This window comes from Anaerotignum faecicola (assembly GCA_024460105.1).
GTDB lineage: Bacteria > Bacillota > Clostridia > Lachnospirales > Anaerotignaceae > JANFXS01.
This window is the reverse complement of sequence record JANFXS010000005.1, coordinates 31220-50637: the sequence shown is the minus strand read 5'-3', so window position 1 is coordinate 50637 and position 19418 is coordinate 31220. Positions and strand designations below refer to the sequence as shown.

Sequence of the window (19418 nt, the reverse complement as noted above, 5' to 3'; positions counted from 1 at the left end):
TCCAATTTAAATATTATTCAGCCTCCAAAAGCGATTTTCCCGTCATTTCCTCAGGAACCGGCAGGTTCATCATTTCAAGCAGTGTAGGCGCTATATCTGCAAGTTTCCCGCCGTCGCGAAGCTTTATGCCGTCGGAATAGTTAACAAGTATAAACGGCACGGGATTTGTTGTATGCGCCGTATGCGGCTGGCCCGTTTCATAGTCTGTCATCTGGTCGCTGTTGCCGTGATCGGCACATATAAACATTTGGCCGTTAACGCTCAAAAGCGCATCCAAAACCTTTCCTATGCACGCGTCAACAGTTTCTATGGCTTTCACTGCCGCAGGTATAACCCCCGTATGCCCAACCATGTCAGGGTTTGCATAATTGATTATTATAAGGTCGTACTTTTCAGCCTTTATATTTTCGACAAGCTTTTCGGTAACCTCGTATGCGCTCATTTCCGGCTTCAGGTCGTATGTGGCGACTTTCGGCGACGGTATCAGTATTCTGTCCTCATTCTCGTTCGGCTCCTCTATTCCGCCGTTGAAAAAGAATGTAACATGCGCATATTTTTCAGTTTCGGCAATACGGAGCTGTTTTTTGCCCATGGAAGCCAGATATTCTCCCAATGTGTTGTCAAGCTTCTGCTGTTTAAAAGCAACATATTTATTTGTTATCGTTCTGTCGTATTCCGTAAAGCATACAAATGTTGTTTCCGTATCGTCCTTTTTCCTGGCAAACCCCTTAAAATCCTTATCGACAAACGCCCTCGTAATCTCCCTTGCCCTATCCGGGCGGAAGTTAAAAAACACAACGCTGTCTTTAGGGTTTACAACGGCTATAGGCACTCCGTCGCCGTCGACAATGTTTGCAGGAAGCATAAATTCGTCGGTTATATTCCGTTCATAGCTTTTTGCGGCATATCCGGCGGCGCTTTGGGCCTTTTCCCCCATTCCCAAAGCAATACAGTTATAAGCCCTCTCGATCCTTTCCCAACGGTTGTCCCTGTCCATTGCGTAATATCGCCCGCTTACCGTGGCAATTTTACCGACGCCGAGGCTCCTCATTTCTTCTTCAAGGCGTTCAATATATCCTTTGCCCGATGCAGGCGGCGTGTCACGGCCGTCCATAAACGCATGCACAAAAACCCTTGTAAGGCCGTTATCCTTTGCAAGCTTTAAAACCGCAAAAAGATGGTCTATATGGCTGTGTACGCCGCCGTCGCTCAAAAGGCCGAATATATGAAAATCCGAATTTTTTTCCCTACAGTTTTTAACGGCTTTCAAAAGTTCAGTATTTTCAAAAAAGTCCCCGTCCTTTATAGCTTTTGTAACCCTTGTAAGTTCCTGATATACTATTCTTCCGGCCCCTATGTTGAGATGTCCCACTTCGCTGTTTCCCATCTGACCTTCGGGTAGCCCAACGTCAAGCCCGCTTGCATATCCTTTAACATGAGGGTATTTTTTCAGTATGCCGTCAAGTATGGGAGTTTTTGCCATTTTTACGGCGTTTCCTTCTTCGCGGCCGTTTATGCCGAAACCGTCTAAAACCATTAAAACAGTTGTTTTCATATTTATCACCTTATTTCAGTAGTTTACTATTTTAACAAACTCCTCTTTAAGGCTTGCTCCCCCAACAAGTCCCCCGTCGATATCCTCTTTTGCAAAAATTTCCGCGGCGTTTGATGCGTTGACGCTGCCGCCGTACTGTATCCTTACGCTTTGGCTCGCTTCCCTGCCGTAAAGCTCTCTTACGGCCTGCCTTATCTGCCCGCATACTTCCTGGGCCTGATCGCTTGTGGCCGTTTTTCCCGTTCCAATAGCCCAAATAGGCTCGTATGCGATTACAATATTTTTAACGTCGTCCGCGGCAATCCCATTAAGCGCGCCTTTTATCTGCATGCGTATCCATTCTATCGTAACTCCCAGTTCCCTTTGCGAAAGAGTTTCACCGCAGCATAAAATCGGCGTCATACCGTGTTCGATTATCTTTTTAAGCTTTTTATTAACAATTTCGTCGGTTTCCCCGAAATATTCGCGTCTTTCGGAGTGTCCCGCAATCACATACTCCACTCCGCATTCTTTCAGCATGGAAGGCGAAACCTCTCCCGTATACGCGCCGCTTTCTTCAAAGTATACGTTTTGCGCTCCGAGGGATATGTTTGTGCCTTTCAGCGCCTCGGCGGCAGGTATAATATCGATGTAAGGCACGCATAAAACAACGTCAACCATGTTTGTATTTATGCCGCCTTTAAGCGTTTCAATCAGCTCAGCCGCTTCTTTAGGCGTTTTGTTCATTTTCCAGTTGCCTGCAATTATTTTTTTTCTCATCCCAAAATCCTCAATTCCGTTTTAATTTGTCGTCAACGGCCGCAACCCCCGGAAGTTCCTTGCCTTCCAAAAATTCAAGGCTTGCCCCGCCGCCTGTTGAAATATGGCTCATCCTGTCGCCGAAGCCGAGCGTGTTTACAGCCGCCGCCGAATCGCCGCCGCCGATAATAGTCACGGCGTCTATCTCCGCAAGGGTTTTTGCAACAGCTATTGTTCCTTCGGCAAAATTTTTAAATTCAAAAACTCCCATAGGCCCATTCCAAACAACGGTTTTTGCAGATTTCAATGCGTCTGAAAAAAGCTCCCTTGTTTTTTCGCCTATGTCTACTCCTTCCCATCCTTCCGGTATACTGTCCACATCGACAGTTTTAAACGGCGTGTCGTTCTTAAATTCCTGAACAATCACGGTATCTGTCGGAAGAAGCAATTTAACGCCTTTTTCTTCGGCTTTTTTCATCATTTCCCCCGCATATCCTATACTTGTTTCGTCAAGCAGGGAATTGCCCACGCCGTATCCTTTTGCTTTAAGGAACGTGTACGCCATGCCTCCGCCTATGATAAGTATATCAACTTTTTCGAGGAGATTATTTATTACGTTGATCTTATCTGCAACTTTCGCACCGCCGAGTATAGCCGCAAACGGCCTTTCCGGATTATTGACGGCGTTGCCCAGATATTCTATTTCCTTTTCCATCAGATAACCTACGGCGCTTTCCTTAACAAACTTTGTTACTCCCACCGTTGAACAATGCGCCCTGTGGCTCGAGCCGAAAGCGTCGTTTACATATATATCCGCCAAAGAGGCAAGTTCCCTGCTGAAATTTTCTTCATTTTTTGTTTCTTCTTTCCTGAAACGTGTATTTTCAAGGAGTATTACGTCGCCGTCTTTCATATTTGAAACGGCTTTTTTTGCATTTTCTCCAACGACATTGTCATCCCCCGCAAACGTTACTTCTTTTCCTAAAAGTTCCGAAAGCCTTTTTGCCACCGGCAAAAGGGAAAGTTCCGGTTTTACTTCGCCTTTCGGCTTGCCCATATGGGAGCAGAGTATTACGCGCCCGCCGTCTTTCATAAGCTTTTTAATTGTCGGAAGGGCTGCCGTTATCCTGTTTTCGTCAGTTATCTTGCCGTCTTTAAGCGGAACGTTAAAATCGCACCTGACAAGCACGTTTTTGCCTTTAACATTCAAATCTTCAACCGATTTTTTATTTAACATTTCCAAAATCTCCCTTCGGTTTAATATGCTGGCCTTCGTCAATAATACGAGTAAAAAAATTAAAACTCCGTTTCATTATACAGCACATAAACGCTTTATTCAAGCGTGCAATAATTACGCTTATCATTAGTTGTTTGCCCTTTTTTTACGCAAATTATGAATATTTATTTTTAAATTCCTGAATATTCCGGCAATACGTCCGCGTATTTATAAAAATACAGCCCCTCGGACTGACGTGCGGCCGGTGTTTTCCCGTTATTCCTTACGTCCCGCAGCCTAAAAACATTTGCTTTGGAAACTTTGAAACAAATTCTTTTTCAATTTCGTCATATAAGTATAACTTTAACAAATTTTTAATTGTTTTGGCTTTCGTTTTACTTTATACTCAACTAAGGTGATTTATAATGAAAAAGATAGCGGAATTCGAAAAAGTAAGCTTTAACCAGTTTCTCACAACCATGGGGAATATATTCAACAACTGTAGCGACGAAAAAATAAAAGAAATATACGGCAATATCAAACTGCCTGAAAGGGCCACCCGCGGATCGGCGGGATACGACTTTTTTGCGCCTTTCGATATAGAACTCTCACCCGGGGAAACGATAACCGTGCCGACAGGCATAAGGGCTAAAATAGCCACAGGCTGGCTGCTTTCATGTTACCCCCGCAGCGGTCTCGGCTTTAAATACAGACTACAGCTTGACAACACTGTCGGCATAATAGACAGCGATTATTATTTAAGCGACAACGAGGGCCATATACTTGCCAAAATCACAAACAACAGCCTTGAAGGCAAAACGCTTTCTGTAAAATGCGGAGAGGGCTTTATGCAGGGAATATTCCTCGAATTCGGCATAACAATCGACGACGACTGCAAAGGCGTGAGAAACGGAGGTTTCGGCAGTACGACAAGGCGTGATAAAAACTAAAGCGTTATGAAAGGAATGATTTAAATGAAAAAGAAACTTGCAGTTACCGCCATTTTAACCGCGGCGGCGGCAGTTATGCCGTCCGTTTCTTTTGCGGCGACTACCAACTATGTTTCAACGGATAAGCCTGTAAAAGCCGACGAATATTTAACCGGCTCAAACGCGCCGATACTTACCATAGAAGCAAATGAAGATTTAATCGGCAGCTCGTATTTTACCCTGTCCCTTGAAAATGCCGAATGGCTCTATGAAGGTACAGGCGTTATGCCTAATATGGAAGGCGTAACCTACACTGTATTTTCTGACAATCTGCTTGGAATACAAATCGATCCGAATGTTTTCGACGCTTCGTCAAACGATATACAAATCCCTCTTTATACGCAAATCACTTCCCAAGGCGCGGCAACTGTGACAATCGATCCGAAAGAATCGGGAGTTTCGGAAGGCGTATATACGTTTGCACATGTCAACTTTCCCGGCATGACCATCAACGTATCCGACATAGACAACGTAAACGGCACTTTCACAATTAAATTTAAAGACGAATACCCCTACCAAATGCCAAACACAAAGCTTTTTAAAGTTCAGATAACAAACGGCTTTATATTCGAATCTTTTGAAAGCGCCGAAGGAACTGGGAAATATACGGATATTGTAAATTTTAAAATCGATCCCAAGGATCCTTCAACGGCTTACGTTGAAACCACAAGCCCGTCGGCTTCAAGCGCAGGCACAATGACGATAACAGGCGTACAGGTTGCATCTTCAAGCAAAACGGAGGAAGGCCGGAGCGCATACCTCACCATCGAACCGGCATACGGCGACGGAAGCATGATAAAATATGAACTGCAAAACTTTAAAAGCCATGAAGAAGCAAAAGAATACAGCGAAATTGAATTTATAATCGGCAAAAACTATTATATTTTGGAAGGCGATATGGTAATCACAATCGAAGACGCCCCCTTTGTAGACGCAAACGGCCGCACAATGCTTCCTCTAAGGGTAATAGCAAATGCATTCGACATACCCGACAGCGATATAATTTGGAGCCCTTCCGCACAAACGGTCACAATAAAAAACAAGCTCGGCAAAACAGTTACTGTCGCAATAGGAAGTAATATAATAACCGTCGACGGAGTAGAAAGCGAAATGGACACAAAAGCCGTTATTAAAAACGGCCGCACATATCTGCCGGTGCGTCCCGTTCTTAATTCATTGGGAATAGACGACAGCGACATAATCTGGGACAGCAGTGAAAATAAAATAACGGTAAATTACAGGTATTAAACTATGGGCATATTCGGCATGCACAGATCAAAATACACATAATTTGCCGGCATACACTATTACATACGTTTTTGTGATTATTTCTTATGGCGGCATAAATGCCTAAACGAAGAAATATTTAATCGTCAAAGCATACCGTTCCTTAACATGCTAAAAATACGACGGCATTAATCTTTAATATAAAGTCCATGCTTATAATAACATTGCAGGATTTATCAATATGCGTTGCAACGCGATTATACAAAAATGCGGCCTTAAATTTCAGCCCAAAATATCGGCCAAGCCTAAATTAAGTCATAAGCGGATTTCTGCCACTCTCCGTAACGGCGTACTCGCCATGCAAAAAGAAATTCGCGGCCGCATACGCCTGACCTTACTGTAACATCTGTGTTTTGAGAAGCAAAAATTTTCCATTGCGGGATAAAACATTTTTAACGGACGGCCTAACGGCCGCCCGTTTTATAATTTCCCCAGTGCGTTTAAAATCATCTCTTGGCCTGTGCCTTTAAAAAAGTATTGCATCTTTATAGCTTCCGTTTACAAGGTTACGCACGCCCCGCAAGGAAAATTTTCCACGCTCCGGCGCTGCATATGCCTGCCGCATAATCCGTTGCGTCTGTGTATGCGCTGCTTTGAACATCAAAAAAATTTCCCCCTGGGATGTCGTAGAATTTTAACCGGCAGAAGAGGCATAAGCGCAAGGCAAAAATACGCGGACACTGTAAAACCCACGTCAAACGGCTTTAACACGGCTATTGCGCCGCTGCTTCCGGTTAAAACCCGCACGCCCTCGTAAATCATAAATGCATTTAACAAAATCCCGTTAATTTTAACTGAAACCGTTTCTTCATATATTCAAACAAGAACTTTGGAAAATATATATAATATAAACAGGAATATAAAATTAACGGCTAAAAAAACTGTCGTATATTTTTTTATTCCGTATCCTTCGTTCATATATATTTTAAGGGATATAAGGCTTGCGAGCGACGCTACGGGCGTCCCGAGCCCTCCTATATTGGAGCCCACAAGCAAAGCCGCCCAGTTGTCCGTAAATTCCGAAAGCAGTACGGCCGACGGCACGTTGCTTATAAACTGGCTTGAAACAACAGCGGTAAAAACGGCGTTTTTGCCGAGCACATCTGTTATAAGCGCGTTTATGTAATCATTTTTTCCGATATTGCCGGCAAATATAAAAAAGAAAACGAACGTTGCCAAAAGGCCGTAATCAATTTTTTTAAATACGCTGCGCATAAAAATAAGAAGCGACAAAACCACTATTGCCGTAAGCCAATAATACGGCAACGCCCTAAAAACCGACAAAAGGCAGAGCAGGGCCAAAACTGCCAATACATACAAATTTACACTGCTTTTGAAACCGCTGTTTTTTATATCTATCTTAACGCTTCTGTTTCCCGCAAAAAACATGCACAAACATATTAACAGCAGGCTTAAAACGACAAAAGGAAGTATTGTTTTAAAAAAAGACGCCGCCGGTATTTCAAACTTGCTGTATAAATATAGGTTCTGCGGATTACCGATAGGCGTAGCCATACTTCCCAAATTTGCCGCCACAGTCTGCATGACGACCACAAATTCCAAATATTTTTCTTCCCCGGCCATTTTCAAAATCAATACGGCAAAAGGCACAAATGTTATAAGCGCAACGTCGTTTGTTATAACCATAGACATAAAAAACGGCAAAAGCACAAGCGTCAGATATATAACCCTCATTTTCCTTTCGCCGCTTACAAACTTTCCCGCCGCCGCCTGAAAAACCCCAAGTTCTTCCAATCCGGCCACAACTGCCATAAGGCAGAAAAGCAGGCATATAACCCTTACGTCTATATATCCTATATATTCTTTTGAAGGCGGTGAAAAAAGCATTGAAACAGCCGCGCATACGCCTGATATAAGAAGAGTTTTGTCTTTTTTCAAAGCCGCCGTTATTTTTTCGGCCAAAAATATTCCCCCGCTTCCTTAACAATTAAAAGGCCTTTGGATTGTTAAAAATCCGAAAGGCCGCCGATATCTTTTTAGTATATGCATAATTCAACAGCGCTTCAGCGCTCATATAAAACTGCCTGTCCGGCACCCCAAAATATGTTCGGCTATTCTTCAATCATCTGTGTAATAGCCCCGTTTTCCAAATCGTTTATACTATAGATATTATCTGTAATTTCAAACATTTCTTCAAGATTGTGTTTTGCGCCAACCCAGCCAAGGCCGTCCGTTATCCAAACAAACTTAAATCCTTCGATAGCTCTTGCCCTAATGGCAAGCGCTTTATATCCCCGCGCCGTTTCATTAAGCTTTGAACCGCTGCTGCTGTAAAAGTTTGTTTCTATGCCTATAATATTTGATTTTGTTTTAACCACAAAATCAAAACGTTTTTTAGCTTTGACCCCTATGGCAAGTTCGGATAAATCCATACCCCATCTGTCCTGAATATCATGTATATACATATTTTTAAAATATGTCACATTCCTTTCAAGGCCGGATTTTAATATAAAACTCTCTACGAGCTCTTTCATCAAGTGGCCGCCGCGGTTTTTCCTTCCGTTTGAATCAAGGCCGACCTCAACGCCCGTTACATAGTCTATAAGGTTTGCTATAACATGGTTTTCTATTAAATCAAATAAACCTGTTTTCCTCATGAAAACCTTATACTGATCTATCGGGTAATTCGTGTGTTTAAACGAATAATTAAACTCCCCGTCCTGATCTATTGTATAAATTTCATTCTGCCGTACTGCAAGTAAGAGAGGTATGCATTTCAATGTTTCCGGATATCTTTCTATGATCCGTTCAAAATCATCCTCAATATTTTTTGATCCGATTAAGGAATTTAATATATTAAGCTCCACTTTGAGCTTTTCAACATTATCAAAAACTTTCCTAAAATCAACATAATAACTATAGTCTGAAATACTTCCCTTAAATCCGCAGATCCAAGCGTTAAAGTTCCTCTTCACTTTTACAATCTCCCGCTTTATGGTTTGTGATCAATAATTCCGATATTTTGCCCCTCGAACGGCCGTTACAGTTAATGCTTCTCGTTACTCCAACCCTGTCGATATTATAACTGTTATAAAGCGCATCAAAGAAGTCGTCGTTATAATCCGAATTTTTGGGATCGGAATTGCTTAAAAGTATCGCGGCGCCCTTTTTATTGATTGAATTGATAAATTCGGCCAGTTCCATTTGCGACTTGTCATCAAAAAGCTTTTCCGTGTAAGAAGTAAAATTTGAGCTTTCCGTGATTGGCCTGTAAGGAGGATCAAAGTACACGAATGTGTTTTCATCAATAAAATCATAGGACTTTTGGTAATCGGCACAAACTATATTAATATTTTTAATTGCTTCCGAAATATTCCTGAGATTCTTTTCATCGCAAATAGTCGGGTTTTTGTACTTCCCTGCCGGCACGTTAAAATAGCCGCTCTTATTTACGCGGTACAGCCCGTTAAAACACGTCCTGTTTAAAAATATAAACAAAGCCGCCTTTTCTATATTGTCGCTTGCGCCGAAAGAATCCTTTAAACTGTTAAACCTTGTCCGCTTCTCAATATAACATTCTTTTCGCTTTTCTTCGTTAAGCAGGATATAATCGTCCTGAAATTCTGTCAGAGCCGATATCAGCGCGTCAATCTCGTCGCGGATAACCTGATATGTGTTTATAAGCTCGGCGTTTATATCGCTGATATAAATCTCTTTTAAAGAATAAAAATTTAATATGTCAAAAAGCACAGCCCCGCCGCCGACAAACGGCTCGGCATATTTAGATATCTTTTTCCCCAACTCGTCAGGGTATTTGCTTCTGATTATCGGAAGTATCTGGCTTTTTCCTCCCGCCCATTTTAAAAACGGCCTTAAAAGCGTATTATTCTTATCAAAGTCATCATATGATATAGCGAATTCGGTTTTATTTAAATCAATAGCGTTCAATAACACCCCCTGTCTAAACATATCTTCACCATTCGTGAATTTATTTTCTGTAAAATGCTGTTTCATAAATCCTCCAAAAAAATGTAACTTGCACATAGTTCATTATACATAAAATCTTAGCATAAAGCCATATATAAATTAAAATCTCTGTTTTTAAACCTAAAATAGACACGAAAAAGCAAGTATATAAAAGATATATGTCGAAATATAGTAAAATCCTACATATACAAAAGAACTTTATCAACGCGCCATAAATTTTCGGCTTATTTACAATATAATTCGCCGTTTTCCGGCACAGCCTTGCGGCATACTTTCTTCATATATGCAGATTAAAATTAGTTCCGAATATAATACGAAATGTGAGTTTTAAATTCAAAAAATTTTACTTTTGATCAAAATAACACTTATTGTGATATATCCTTCTATACGATACATACCCTTCCATACACTATGTTCTGCGCATAGACCGTTTTTATTCCGAAATACTTTATATTACCGAATAATTGAAAATTCCGCGCCTTTAAAATCCCTTTCCGCCATAACGGCTTATTTTTAATAATATATACGCCGCCGCGCCAAAAAACTGCCGGAAAGCATTTTAAACTCTCCGGCAAAGCCATTTATTCCTCAAAATCATAATTATCACTATTATTTATCCTGTACAGTTCCTCTTCAAGTATTTTTTTTGCCCTTTTCAGCGTTTCGTTTTCCTCGGCAATCCTCGCAGACTGTTCGGAAATCTCCAAAGCCTGTTCATATTGCTCTTTATATTTGCGGCTCTCCTCAATTAAAGCTTGAACCTCGCCTTTAAGACGCACGTTTTCACTTTCAAGCCGTACGCACCTCTGCACAGCCTCAGCCTCCCTTTCCTGTGCCGCATGCAGTTCCGTTTCAGACTCTTCAAGCCTTACGCGCCATGAATAAAGTATTTTATCGTTTTCCTGCTGCGTTTTGGCAAACGCGTCTGAAATTTCTTTAACCTTGTCGGTATTGTCCCGTATATCGTTTTCATATGATACGATTTTCTTTTTAAGCCTGTCATACTGTGATCTGAATACGTCCGCCCTGCCCGGGGCAAAGTCGTCTATTATAAGCGGATTATAGTGGCTGTCGATAAGGACTTCCAACGCATTTTCCCCCTCGCTTATAAATTTTGCTTTGCATATATAATCCACCGGCTTAAAAAACCTGGACGCCGTGCTGAAATTAACGCCGTTATCGCCCGAAAACACATAGATACCTTTATTTTTGCACACTGCAAATATAAATATATTCCCCTGCGATGCAAAAGATACGCAAGCTCCGGCGCCCTTGCAGTTAAACAGTACGCGCGGCGCGGAAATAAGCCCGTTTTCCACATATTTATACATAAGGGAACAGATATGGTTTTCTTCTATAATATATGCAATATGCAGCCTGCCTCCGTATTCAACACAGGAAATATCCGTAATAAAAGCGCCTTTATTTGATACGGTAACTTTTGAATATCGGTTCCATCCGCTGAAAATAAAAAGATTCAGCATAGCGCCGTTTCTTGAAAACAATATAGGGCTATTATTCCCAAACACATAAAACGGCGCTTTCTTCATAGGCTCAAATCCGCCGAGTTTCATAAGCGAGTTTTTCCCCGCGGCGTATTCTTCCGCAAAAATACCTCTATCGCCCGTTTTATTGGCATAAACAAACCATGCCCCTGTGTTTTCGCCTTGGCAGTACACACAGTAATCCGCCTCGGAAAATGCCGCCGACGGCGAAAGCATCCTTGTTTCCGTTTGGCCGCCTGCCCCTATGCTTGTAAGAAAACAGTTTCCGCGGCCGTTTTTATGGAATATTACCGGAAAACCGTTCTTTCCGACGCCGACGGACATGTCCGAAACATCATTATTTATAAGTTCTATTCTTTCTCCGTTTGATTTTCCGAATATGCCTTCTCCGCTTCGGTAAAAAGCATGGGTAAAATTTGCCGTCCTTATTACAGCAGTATCGTTCTGCATGCAATCCCTCCATAAAGGAATCAGATTACTACTATAATATTTTAAAATAAACAAAATTATTTCTGAAATCTTAAAATGCACGGCTGTTCAAGCATGTGCCTTTATTACCTGCCTTTATTTTTTTCATATGCCTTTATTACATTCGTCGCCTCTGTTCCAAGGCTCTCCGCAAGTTCCGCCGCTTTGCCTATAATTGCCTTAAATTCCGTTTTGCCGCTTCCATTTTTCAAATCCCTGTACAGCGATGTTACGGCTTCCCCCGGAAGTCCGTCAAAAGCACGCATATGTTTCTCAATAACGTCGCCGGAAAGCTTAACTCCGCTTGCGCCGGCAATATTATAAAGCTCGGTATAAACGTCTTTTAAAAATTTGTACTTTACGGGATCTTTTCTGACTTCCCCCGCATTACAATCGAAGTATGTAAATACGCAGCTGTTTCCGCACATCATTATATACTTAGTCCAGGCAGATTCCATTATATTTTCGTTAAAAGTTGTCGTAATACCGCTTTCATTGAGCATGCGCGCAAGTTCCTCGGCTTTTCCGTTTTCATGCTTGTCCTCAAAGCCGAAATCTATACGGCACATGTTTCCTATGTGTTTTGTCCTTCCCGGTCCGTCTTTGGAACTGAAAGCATAAATACACCCTTCCGCCGTGTCGCCGTTATTAATGTACCCGCGTACGTCTTTCCCCACATTTATTCCGTTCAAAAGCGGAAGCACTACAGTATCTGGCCCAACTATCGGCCGGCACATGGCGCACGCCTCGTCAAGGGCATAGCTTTTAGTAGATATTATAAGCGCGTCTACAATGCCGATTTCATTCGGATCGTCCGTGACTTTTTCAGGTATGGCAGTAAAATTTCCAAGCATTTCACTATCCAGCGTTATGCCGTTTTCACATATAGCTTTAAGCCCCTCCCCACGGGCAATCAAATAAATCCCTTTATGCCGCCTTGCAAGGGCGGCCCCTACAAGCCCTCCTATACCCCCTATTCCAATAACAGCAATTTTCATCTTAAAACCTCCCGCAAAAACCATTTAAAGCTTATTACTATACCACGCATATATTTTACCACTCGGCAGAAAATAAGTACACAAAAAGAATTTTTTACAGTAAAAAAATTGCAGTCGTCAAAATATTAATAAAAAACTTGTAAAATAAACTAAGCTGTGTTATAATACCCATTTGTAACGGTTATCCTTGCTCTTACGTTTAATGTAAGGGCCATATGTCCAAAAGGAGGTGTAATATAATGAATAAGTACGAATTAGCTTTAGTTTTAAGGCCTGATCTCGACGAAGAAACAAAAGCTGCGGAAAGCCAGAAGGTTCAGGACTTAATCACAAGATTCGGCGGTACAATCGACAAAATTGACGATTGGGGCAAAAGAAGGCTCGCTTACGAAATCCAGAAAGTTAATGAAGGTTTCTTCAGCTTCATTTCATTTGATGCAGAGGGCACAGTTCCTGCTGAAATCGAAAGCCGCGTTCGCATTATGGAAAATGTTCTTCGCTATCTTATCGTTCGTAAAGAAGCATAAGGAGGCGTTTGACAGTGAACAAGGTGATTTTAATGGGACGTTTAACGAGGGATCCCGAAGTTAGATATTCCCAGGGCATGGAGCCTTTGGCTGTAGCCAGATTTTCATTAGCTGTAAACCGCCGCTTTAAAAAAGACGGCGAACCTGACGCAGATTTTATAAACTGTGTTGCGTTCGGCAAAAGCGGTGAGTTTGTTGAAAGGTACTTTAAAAAAGGCCAAATGGTAAGCGTAGTCGGCAGACTTCAAGTCCGTTCATGGGACGATAAAGACGGAACCAAACGCTGGAGCACCGATGTTGTGGTTGAAGAAACATATTTTGCCGAAAGCCGTTCTTCATATGAAGGAAGAATGGCTCAGGAAAGCGGCGGCTATCAGGCGCCCAATTATTCCCAGCCACAGCAGAATAGTTACAGCGCTCCAAAGCAGCAGCCTTCAGGCGGCGACGGGTTCTTTCCTATAGATGAAAGTTTGGAAGACGATGATTTACCCTTTTAAATTATAAAAGGAGGTTAAGGCAATGATCCAGAAAAGACGTGGACGCAGGAAAAAACGCGTATGCCAGTCATGCGCTGACAAGATCACATCAATCGATTACAAAGATATAAATAAATTAAGAAGATACGTTTCTGAGAGAGGCAAAATCCTTCCCAGAAGGATTACAGGAAACTGTGCTAAACATCAGAGGGCTTTAACAACAGCCATCAAAAGGGCAAGGCACGTATCCCTTATGCCGTATTCACAGGATTGATTTTAAATTAAAAACGCCTTCCTGCCGTATTGGCTTTCAAAGCTTAATTCGGCAGGAAGGTGTTTTTTGTATCGCGCTCAAAGCATTGTATATATTTGCATACTTTGAAAACCTTTATATTAAAACGGCAGAAAGCCTTGCAGTGCAAAATCCATGCATGCAAGGCTTTTTTAATATAATTCTTACGTTAATCCTACGGCAATATGCGGCTTCTGCCGCTGATTACCGCTATGCCGACGGAAGCCCTTCTATATTGCGTTCAAATTCGTAAACATTGTCCCCCGCATTAACTTTGCACTTTACAACAGCTTTGCCGTATGGCGCCGGTTTAAGCGACGAATGTTCAATTCCAAAAGATATCGCACGGGCATTGTCCACATAATTATAAAAATATGGATATATACTATAGTCGTCTATGGAAAAATGCTCTGTTTTTCCGCCTATAACATTGCCGTTAATATCTATCACAGATATTTCAATACTGCCGCTTGGCACAACGGTTATCTTATTTTGGCCTTCGTTAAACGAAATAACAGTTGTAATATAAGAATTTCCGTTAGAAATATTCCAAGATGCAATATCGCTCGGTATTATATTTTTTCTGTACTCAACCGGATAAGGATCAGGCCTCAGCGGATACAAAGAATCTCTAGTTTCCAGGCCGTCTATCCATATTTTATACGTGCCGTCTTGCGTAGCTTCCTCTACTTTTCCGAAATATGCAAGCTCGCTTGCCTTAATAAACAAATATCCCTCAATAATTTTATAACATTGGATCTCTTTTTCATAATTTCCGAGATACGCTTTAACACTGCATTTATACAATTTTTTGTATTCCTGCCCCACCTGATCTTCACGGGATTTAAACGTAGGCACAGACGTAATATAATTTCCGTTTCCGCGGACAATACATTTGGAATTATTATCTTCATCCCATATCAGGTTAAAACCGTATCCTTCCAAATGTTCCAAGCATATATATGTTTCGCCTTCAAATTCATATGAAGGTATCGGATAGTTATTTATGTAAACGTTAGTATCGGAATATTTAAGGCTGCCAACCGATACTTCTCCCGCATAAGCTGAAACGGCAGACGAAAGCGTAATAATAATTCCCGCTAAAACAGCAAATAACTTTTTGCCCCTCATAAATTCCTCCTGATTTGTACGATAGTTTTTATAATTTAATGATTTTATTAAGTTTTAAGAATAAGCCGCGTTATAAATTACCGATAAAACCAATACAGCCGCCACAGACCATAATTATTAAATAAAATAAATTTATGACGGCTGTAATTTTTCATTTGGAATATATACTTTCCAGTTTCCACCCTTTTTTAAGTTTCCTGACGTTAAAGATTTAATATATTGCCTCAACGCTGCTTTCCGCGGTGAAAGTATATCCGCCTGCGGTTACATCGGCCCTGACATACGCTTTTCCGTCGGGCATTTTTCCAAGCCCGTCAAGCCAAAAATACGTTGACAGCTTATTGTCCGTAAGACCCAAAAAATACTGGTATACAGAATAATCGTCAGGCGTAAAATATTCGCTGTGCGTCCCTATAATATTTCCCGCCGAATCATAAACGGTAAAATAAACGCTTCCCGGGCATGTGATATATCCTTCGCCCGCGCCGTCAACAAACGCCATTATAAAAATAACCTCGCCGCCCGCACTGTAAGCGTTCCATGATATTTTATCGTCATATTCCAGATAATCATAATATTTTATAGGATACGGATCCGGTTTAAGCGGAAACATACTTTCGTCCATCTTAAGGCCATCGCCAATCCATACCTTAACGGCGTTTACTTCCGGCACCCAGTCAACCTTGCCGAAATATGAAAGTTCGTTTGCATTGATATACAAATATCCGTCCATATCCTTATAGCATTTTACAAGCTTATCATGATCTCCCATATAAACTTTTACATCACATTCATAAATCTTCTGGTATTCCTTTCCAACCTGATCCGACCGCGGCATAAATGTCTGGCAAGGTGTAATTTCCGTTTCTCCGTTGCGTACCGCGCATTTTGTTTTGTCGTTATCATTCCATATAAGGTCAAAACCATAGGTTCCTAGTGTTTCCAGGCAGATATATGTTTCCCCGTTAAAATTATAAGACGGTATCGGGAAATGATTTATATATGTAGCAATGTTTGAATATTTCAGGCTCCCGGCGTATATATCTTCCGCATAAGCCGTAACGCCAAATGAAATAACCATAATAAAACTTAAAATAAAAGACAGCATTCTTTTTATTCTCATAATACTCCTCCTTTAATAAATAACATAAACCCCGTCAGAAAACCCACGGCATTTGTAAAAATAAAATGCCCGCACACAAATGCCGAAACATTACATAATCATTATATCACAATACATCTATTAATCAACAATAAATACGATAAATTTTATAATTAATTTAATGCTTAATCAATAATCATAATAACAAAATATATTTAATATCACGGCTATATGATCCAAATGTTCCGTAAGCCCTTTGTTTATTTCTTAAGGCTCCGGAAATTGTTCCAAGAAAGGCTCCCGCACATTCGCCTTCACATCGTAAAGCACGCCGACAGCTTCTTAACAATGTGCTTCAAATGTCATAAAAATCCTTTATTTATTCGGTTTAAGGATAGTTTTCATAGCAAAAAAAACCAGACACCGCAAGGTGTCCGGTCTTTTTTCAACATGTCGCGAGCTAAGCGTTTCCGCCCATTTTCGGCAAATTTATGCCGTATATTTTAACTACCTTAAAGCTGCCTGTGCCGCCGCAAGCCTTGCAATAGGAACGCGGAAAGGCGAGCATGAAACATAATCAAGTCCTATCATGTGGCAGAACTCAACCGAAGAAGGATCTCCGCCGTGTTCGCCGCATATTCCGAGGTGGAGATCCGCCCTTGCGGCCCTTCCTTTGCCAACGGCTATTTTCATAAGCTCTCCAACGCCGTTTCTGTCAAGCTTGGCGGTAGGATCGCCTTCATATATTTTCTTATCTATGTAATCCGAAAGTATCTTTCCTGCATCGTCACGTGAAAGACCATATGTCATCTGAGTTAAGTCGTTAGTGCCGAAAGAGAAAAATTCAGCTTCTTTTGCTATTTCGTCAGCCGTTATGCAGGCCCTCGGTATTTCAATCATAGTGCCGACAAGATATTTAAGCTCTATGCCGCTTTCTTCGATTATCTTTTCAGCCGTTTCATCAATAACCTTCTTAACAAAACTTAACTCCTTAACGTCTCCTACAAGCGGTATCATAATTTCAGGCACTATGTTGAAGCCTTTTTCCTTTTTAACCTTAACAGCCGCACTGATAATAGCTTTCGCCTGCATTTCGGCAATTTCCGGATAGCTTACCGCAAGGCGGCATCCCCTGTGTCCCATCATCGGGTTAAGTTCATGCAGTCCCCTCGCTTTAATTTTAAGTTCCTCGACAGTTTTGCCCATTTCTTTTGCAATTATCTCAAAATCTTCGTCGTTAGTCGGAAGGAACTCATGCAAAGGCGGATCAAGGAGCCTTATTGTTACCGGCCTTTCGCCCATGGCCTCATAAATCCCTACAAAATCCTCTTCCTGGAAGGGGCGTATAACTTCAAGCGCCGCCGCCCTTTCCTCAATATTATCGGAAAGTATAACCTCACGGAATTTGAGAATACGGTTTTCTTCAAAGAACATATGCTCAGTCCTTGTAAGGCCGATTCCTTCAGCCCCAAACTCAACGGCTTTTGCGGCGTCCTTAGGCGTATCGGCATTAGTCCTTACTTTAAGGCGTCTTGCTTTATCGGCCCAACCCATAAATTTTGCAAAATCTCCCGAAATTTCCGGCTCTGTCGTAGGAATATCTTCACCGTAAATGAACCCCGTTGCGCCGTCAAGGGAGATATAATCGCCTTCCTTAAACGTCATGCCGCCGAGAGTGAACGTTTTTGCCGCTTCATCCATTTTAATCTCTTCGCATCCCGATACGCAGCAACGCCCCATGCCGCGCGCAACAACGGCCGCATGGCTTGTCATGCCGCCGCGCACTGTAAGTATGCCCTGCGCCGCCGCCATTCCTTCTATATCTTCCGGCGACGTTTCAAGGCGTACAAGCACAACCCTCTCGCCTTTTTCGGCTGCGTTTTTAGCTTCGTCGGCTGTAAAATAAACCTTTCCTGCCCCTGCTCCCGGAGAAGCCGGCAAACCTTTTCCAAGAGGCTTTGCGCTTTTTAGCTTGTTTTGATCGAAAGCCGGGTGGAGGAGCTGATCAAGCTGCTTAGGGTCAACTTTCATTATAGCTTCTTCTTCCGTAATAAGGCCTTCGTTTACCATATCGACTGCAATTTTGAGAGCCGCGTTAGCCGTTCTTTTTCCGTTTCTTGTCTGCAGGAAATAGAGTTTCCCGTTTTCAATGGTAAATTCCATGTCCTGCATATCTTTGTAATGTTCTTCAAGCTTACGCGCTATTTCACAGAATTGTTTATAAACAGCGGGCATATCCTTTTCAAGCGTCGCAATAGGCTTAGGCGTACGCACCCCGGCAACAACGTCCTCGCCCTGAGCGTTTATGAGATACTCGCCGAACATAGCCTTTTCGCCCGTTGCGGCATTCCTTGTGAACGCCACACCCGTTCCCGAAGTGTCGCCCATATTGCCGAAAACCATCATCTGTACGTTAACAGCCGTTCCCCAGCTGTACGGAATATCATTCATCCTTCTGTAAACAAACGCCCTTGGGTTATCCCACGAATGGAAAACGGCTTTAATAGCGCTGTAAAGCTGCTCCGTCGGTTCCTGTGGGAACGGCACGCCCTGATCCTCAAAATATATTTCCTTAAATTTGTCGGCGACAGCCTTTAAATCTTCGGCTGACAAATCGGTGTCAAATTTATATCCCTTTTCTTCTTTGAATTTGTCAAGATACCTTTCAAATTTTGATTTGGAAACGCCGATAACAACGTCGGCAAACATCATTATAAACCGCCTGTAGCTGTCATATGCAAAACGAGGGTTGTTTGTAGCCTTTGCAAGGCCCTCCACAGACACATCGTTTAAGCCGAGATTTAAAACAGTATCCATCATGCCAGGCATTGAAGCCCTTGCGCCCGAACGCACTGAAACAAGAAGCGGGTTTTCATCCGCGCCGAGTTTTTTGCCGGCGATTTCTTCAAGTTTTTCAACGGCCTTATTAATCTGGGCCTTCATTTCATCGTTAAAAACCTTATTATTTTCGTTAAATTCCGTGCAAGTTTCGGTTGTAACCGTAAAACCCTGAGGAATAGGAAGGCCCATATTTGTCATTTCGGCCAAGTTAGCCCCTTTTCCGCCAAGGAGGTTCCTCATGTCGGCGTTACCCTCTGTAAACATATAAACATATTTTTTGCCCATATTGTATCCCTCCAAATCATTTATCGCAGGTGTGGCCAGTAAAATTTCAAAAGAATTATA

General features: G+C 41.9%; 16 protein-coding genes. 5 read left to right on the top strand and 11 right to left on the bottom strand.

Translation table 11 applies throughout. The features are described 5' to 3' along the window. Nucleotides 1-13: 13 nt before the first annotated feature. Genes gpmI through NE664_09180 form a run of 3 tightly spaced genes read right to left on the bottom strand, consistent with a single transcriptional unit; the run spans nt 14 to nt 3530 of the window. Nucleotides 14-1555: a 2,3-bisphosphoglycerate-independent phosphoglycerate mutase gene (gene gpmI / locus NE664_09190; GenBank protein ID MCQ4726818.1), complete on the bottom strand. Its 1542-nt coding sequence runs from the start codon at nt 1553-1555 to the stop codon at nt 14-16. A 15-nt stretch (nt 1556-1570) separates the two neighbouring features. Then, complete coding sequence (gene tpiA, locus NE664_09185; protein MCQ4726817.1) at nt 1571-2314, bottom strand: triose-phosphate isomerase; 744 nt, start codon at nt 2312-2314, stop codon at nt 1571-1573. A 10-nt stretch (nt 2315-2324) separates the two neighbouring features. Continuing rightward, entirely contained in the window at nt 2325-3530 is a 1206-nt protein-coding gene (locus tag NE664_09180; protein MCQ4726816.1) for a phosphoglycerate kinase, read from the bottom strand. Nucleotides 3531-3934: 404 nt separating this feature from the next. Here NE664_09180 and NE664_09175 point away from each other — a divergent pair, with 404 nt between their 5' ends. Next, on the top strand, nt 3935-4459 hold the full coding sequence (locus tag NE664_09175; GenBank protein MCQ4726815.1) for a deoxyuridine 5'-triphosphate nucleotidohydrolase: 525 nt from the start codon (nt 3935-3937) through the stop codon (nt 4457-4459). Between the two features lie 24 nt (nt 4460-4483). Next, nucleotides 4484-5746: a copper amine oxidase N-terminal domain-containing protein gene (locus tag NE664_09170; GenBank protein ID MCQ4726814.1), complete on the top strand. Its 1263-nt coding sequence runs from the start codon at nt 4484-4486 to the stop codon at nt 5744-5746. Between the two features lie 855 nt (nt 5747-6601). Here NE664_09170 and NE664_09165 read toward each other — a convergent pair. The 5 genes from NE664_09165 to NE664_09145 form a co-directional block, all read right to left on the bottom strand. Continuing rightward, on the bottom strand, nt 6602-7708 hold the full coding sequence (locus tag NE664_09165) for an SLC13 family permease (protein ID MCQ4726813.1): 1107 nt from the start codon (nt 7706-7708) through the stop codon (nt 6602-6604). Nucleotides 7709-7857: 149 nt separating this feature from the next. Then, nucleotides 7858-8721: a type II restriction endonuclease gene (locus tag NE664_09160; GenBank protein ID MCQ4726812.1), complete on the bottom strand. Its 864-nt coding sequence runs from the start codon at nt 8719-8721 to the stop codon at nt 7858-7860. Next, on the bottom strand, nt 8705-9760 hold the full coding sequence (locus NE664_09155) for a DNA adenine methylase (GenBank protein ID MCQ4726811.1): 1056 nt from the start codon (nt 9758-9760) through the stop codon (nt 8705-8707). Before NE664_09155 ends, NE664_09160 begins: the two co-directional genes overlap by 17 nt. Before the next feature lie 554 nt (nt 9761-10314). Then, nucleotides 10315-11688 (bottom strand): hypothetical protein, encoded by a 1374-nt coding sequence (locus NE664_09150; GenBank protein MCQ4726810.1) that lies wholly within the window; start codon nt 11686-11688, stop codon nt 10315-10317. A 104-nt stretch (nt 11689-11792) separates the two neighbouring features. Beyond that, complete coding sequence (locus tag NE664_09145; GenBank protein ID MCQ4726809.1) at nt 11793-12704, bottom strand: 2-dehydropantoate 2-reductase; 912 nt, start codon at nt 12702-12704, stop codon at nt 11793-11795. 239 nt (nt 12705-12943) lie between these two features. Here NE664_09145 and rpsF point away from each other — a divergent pair, with 239 nt between their 5' ends. From rpsF to rpsR, 3 genes are read left to right on the top strand one after another with little or no spacing between them, the layout of a single operon-like run. Next, complete coding sequence (gene rpsF, locus NE664_09140) at nt 12944-13231, top strand: 30S ribosomal protein S6 (GenBank protein ID MCQ4726808.1); 288 nt, start codon at nt 12944-12946, stop codon at nt 13229-13231. A gap of 14 nt (nt 13232-13245) precedes the next feature. Beyond that, entirely contained in the window at nt 13246-13728 is a 483-nt protein-coding gene (locus NE664_09135; GenBank protein MCQ4726807.1) for a single-stranded DNA-binding protein, read from the top strand. Nucleotides 13729-13750: 22 nt separating this feature from the next. Beyond that, nucleotides 13751-13981 carry a 30S ribosomal protein S18 gene (gene rpsR / locus NE664_09130; GenBank protein MCQ4726806.1) on the top strand — a complete coding sequence of 77 codons (231 nt, stop codon included), beginning with the start codon at nt 13751-13753 and terminating at the stop codon, nt 13979-13981. A 228-nt stretch (nt 13982-14209) separates the two neighbouring features. Here the strand turns inward: rpsR and NE664_09125 are convergent, their stop codons facing one another. The 3 genes from NE664_09125 to ppdK all read right to left on the bottom strand — a co-directional run bounded on the left by NE664_09125 (nt 14210) and on the right by ppdK (nt 19358). Then, nucleotides 14210-15130: a hypothetical protein gene (locus tag NE664_09125; GenBank protein ID MCQ4726805.1), complete on the bottom strand. Its 921-nt coding sequence runs from the start codon at nt 15128-15130 to the stop codon at nt 14210-14212. Nucleotides 15131-15341: 211 nt separating this feature from the next. Then, nucleotides 15342-16253, bottom strand: a complete 912-nt coding sequence (locus tag NE664_09120) for a hypothetical protein (protein MCQ4726804.1) — start codon at nt 16251-16253, stop codon at nt 15342-15344. A gap of 486 nt (nt 16254-16739) precedes the next feature. Then, nucleotides 16740-19358 carry a pyruvate, phosphate dikinase gene (gene ppdK / locus NE664_09115; GenBank protein ID MCQ4726803.1) on the bottom strand — a complete coding sequence of 873 codons (2619 nt, stop codon included), beginning with the start codon at nt 19356-19358 and terminating at the stop codon, nt 16740-16742. Between the last annotated feature and the right edge of the window lie 60 nt (nt 19359-19418).

What these genes read in the sequence shown, in the direction of transcription:
- gpmI (MCQ4726818.1), bottom strand. Translation starts at nt 1,555, where the DNA reads ATGAAAACAACTGTTTTAATGGTTTTAGACGGTTTCGGCATAAACGGC.
- tpiA (MCQ4726817.1), bottom strand. Translation starts at nt 2,314, where the DNA reads ATGAGAAAAAAAATAATTGCAGGCAACTGGAAAATGAACAAAACGCCT.
- NE664_09180 (MCQ4726816.1), bottom strand. Translation starts at nt 3,530, where the DNA reads ATGTTAAATAAAAAATCGGTTGAAGATTTGAATGTTAAAGGCAAAAAC.
- NE664_09175 (MCQ4726815.1), top strand. Translation starts at nt 3,935, where the DNA reads ATGAAAAAGATAGCGGAATTCGAAAAAGTAAGCTTTAACCAGTTTCTC.
- NE664_09170 (MCQ4726814.1), top strand. Translation starts at nt 4,484, where the DNA reads ATGAAAAAGAAACTTGCAGTTACCGCCATTTTAACCGCGGCGGCGGCA.
- NE664_09155 (MCQ4726811.1), bottom strand. Translation starts at nt 9,760, where the DNA reads ATGAAACAGCATTTTACAGAAAATAAATTCACGAATGGTGAAGATATG.
- NE664_09150 (MCQ4726810.1), bottom strand. Translation starts at nt 11,688, where the DNA reads ATGCAGAACGATACTGCTGTAATAAGGACGGCAAATTTTACCCATGCT.
- NE664_09145 (MCQ4726809.1), bottom strand. Translation starts at nt 12,704, where the DNA reads ATGAAAATTGCTGTTATTGGAATAGGGGGTATAGGAGGGCTTGTAGGG.
- rpsF (MCQ4726808.1), top strand. Translation starts at nt 12,944, where the DNA reads ATGAATAAGTACGAATTAGCTTTAGTTTTAAGGCCTGATCTCGACGAA.
- rpsR (MCQ4726806.1), top strand. Translation starts at nt 13,751, where the DNA reads ATGATCCAGAAAAGACGTGGACGCAGGAAAAAACGCGTATGCCAGTCA.
- NE664_09125 (MCQ4726805.1), bottom strand. Translation starts at nt 15,130, where the DNA reads ATGAGGGGCAAAAAGTTATTTGCTGTTTTAGCGGGAATTATTATTACG.
- NE664_09120 (MCQ4726804.1), bottom strand. Translation starts at nt 16,253, where the DNA reads ATGAGAATAAAAAGAATGCTGTCTTTTATTTTAAGTTTTATTATGGTT.
- ppdK (MCQ4726803.1), bottom strand. Translation starts at nt 19,358, where the DNA reads ATGGGCAAAAAATATGTTTATATGTTTACAGAGGGTAACGCCGACATG.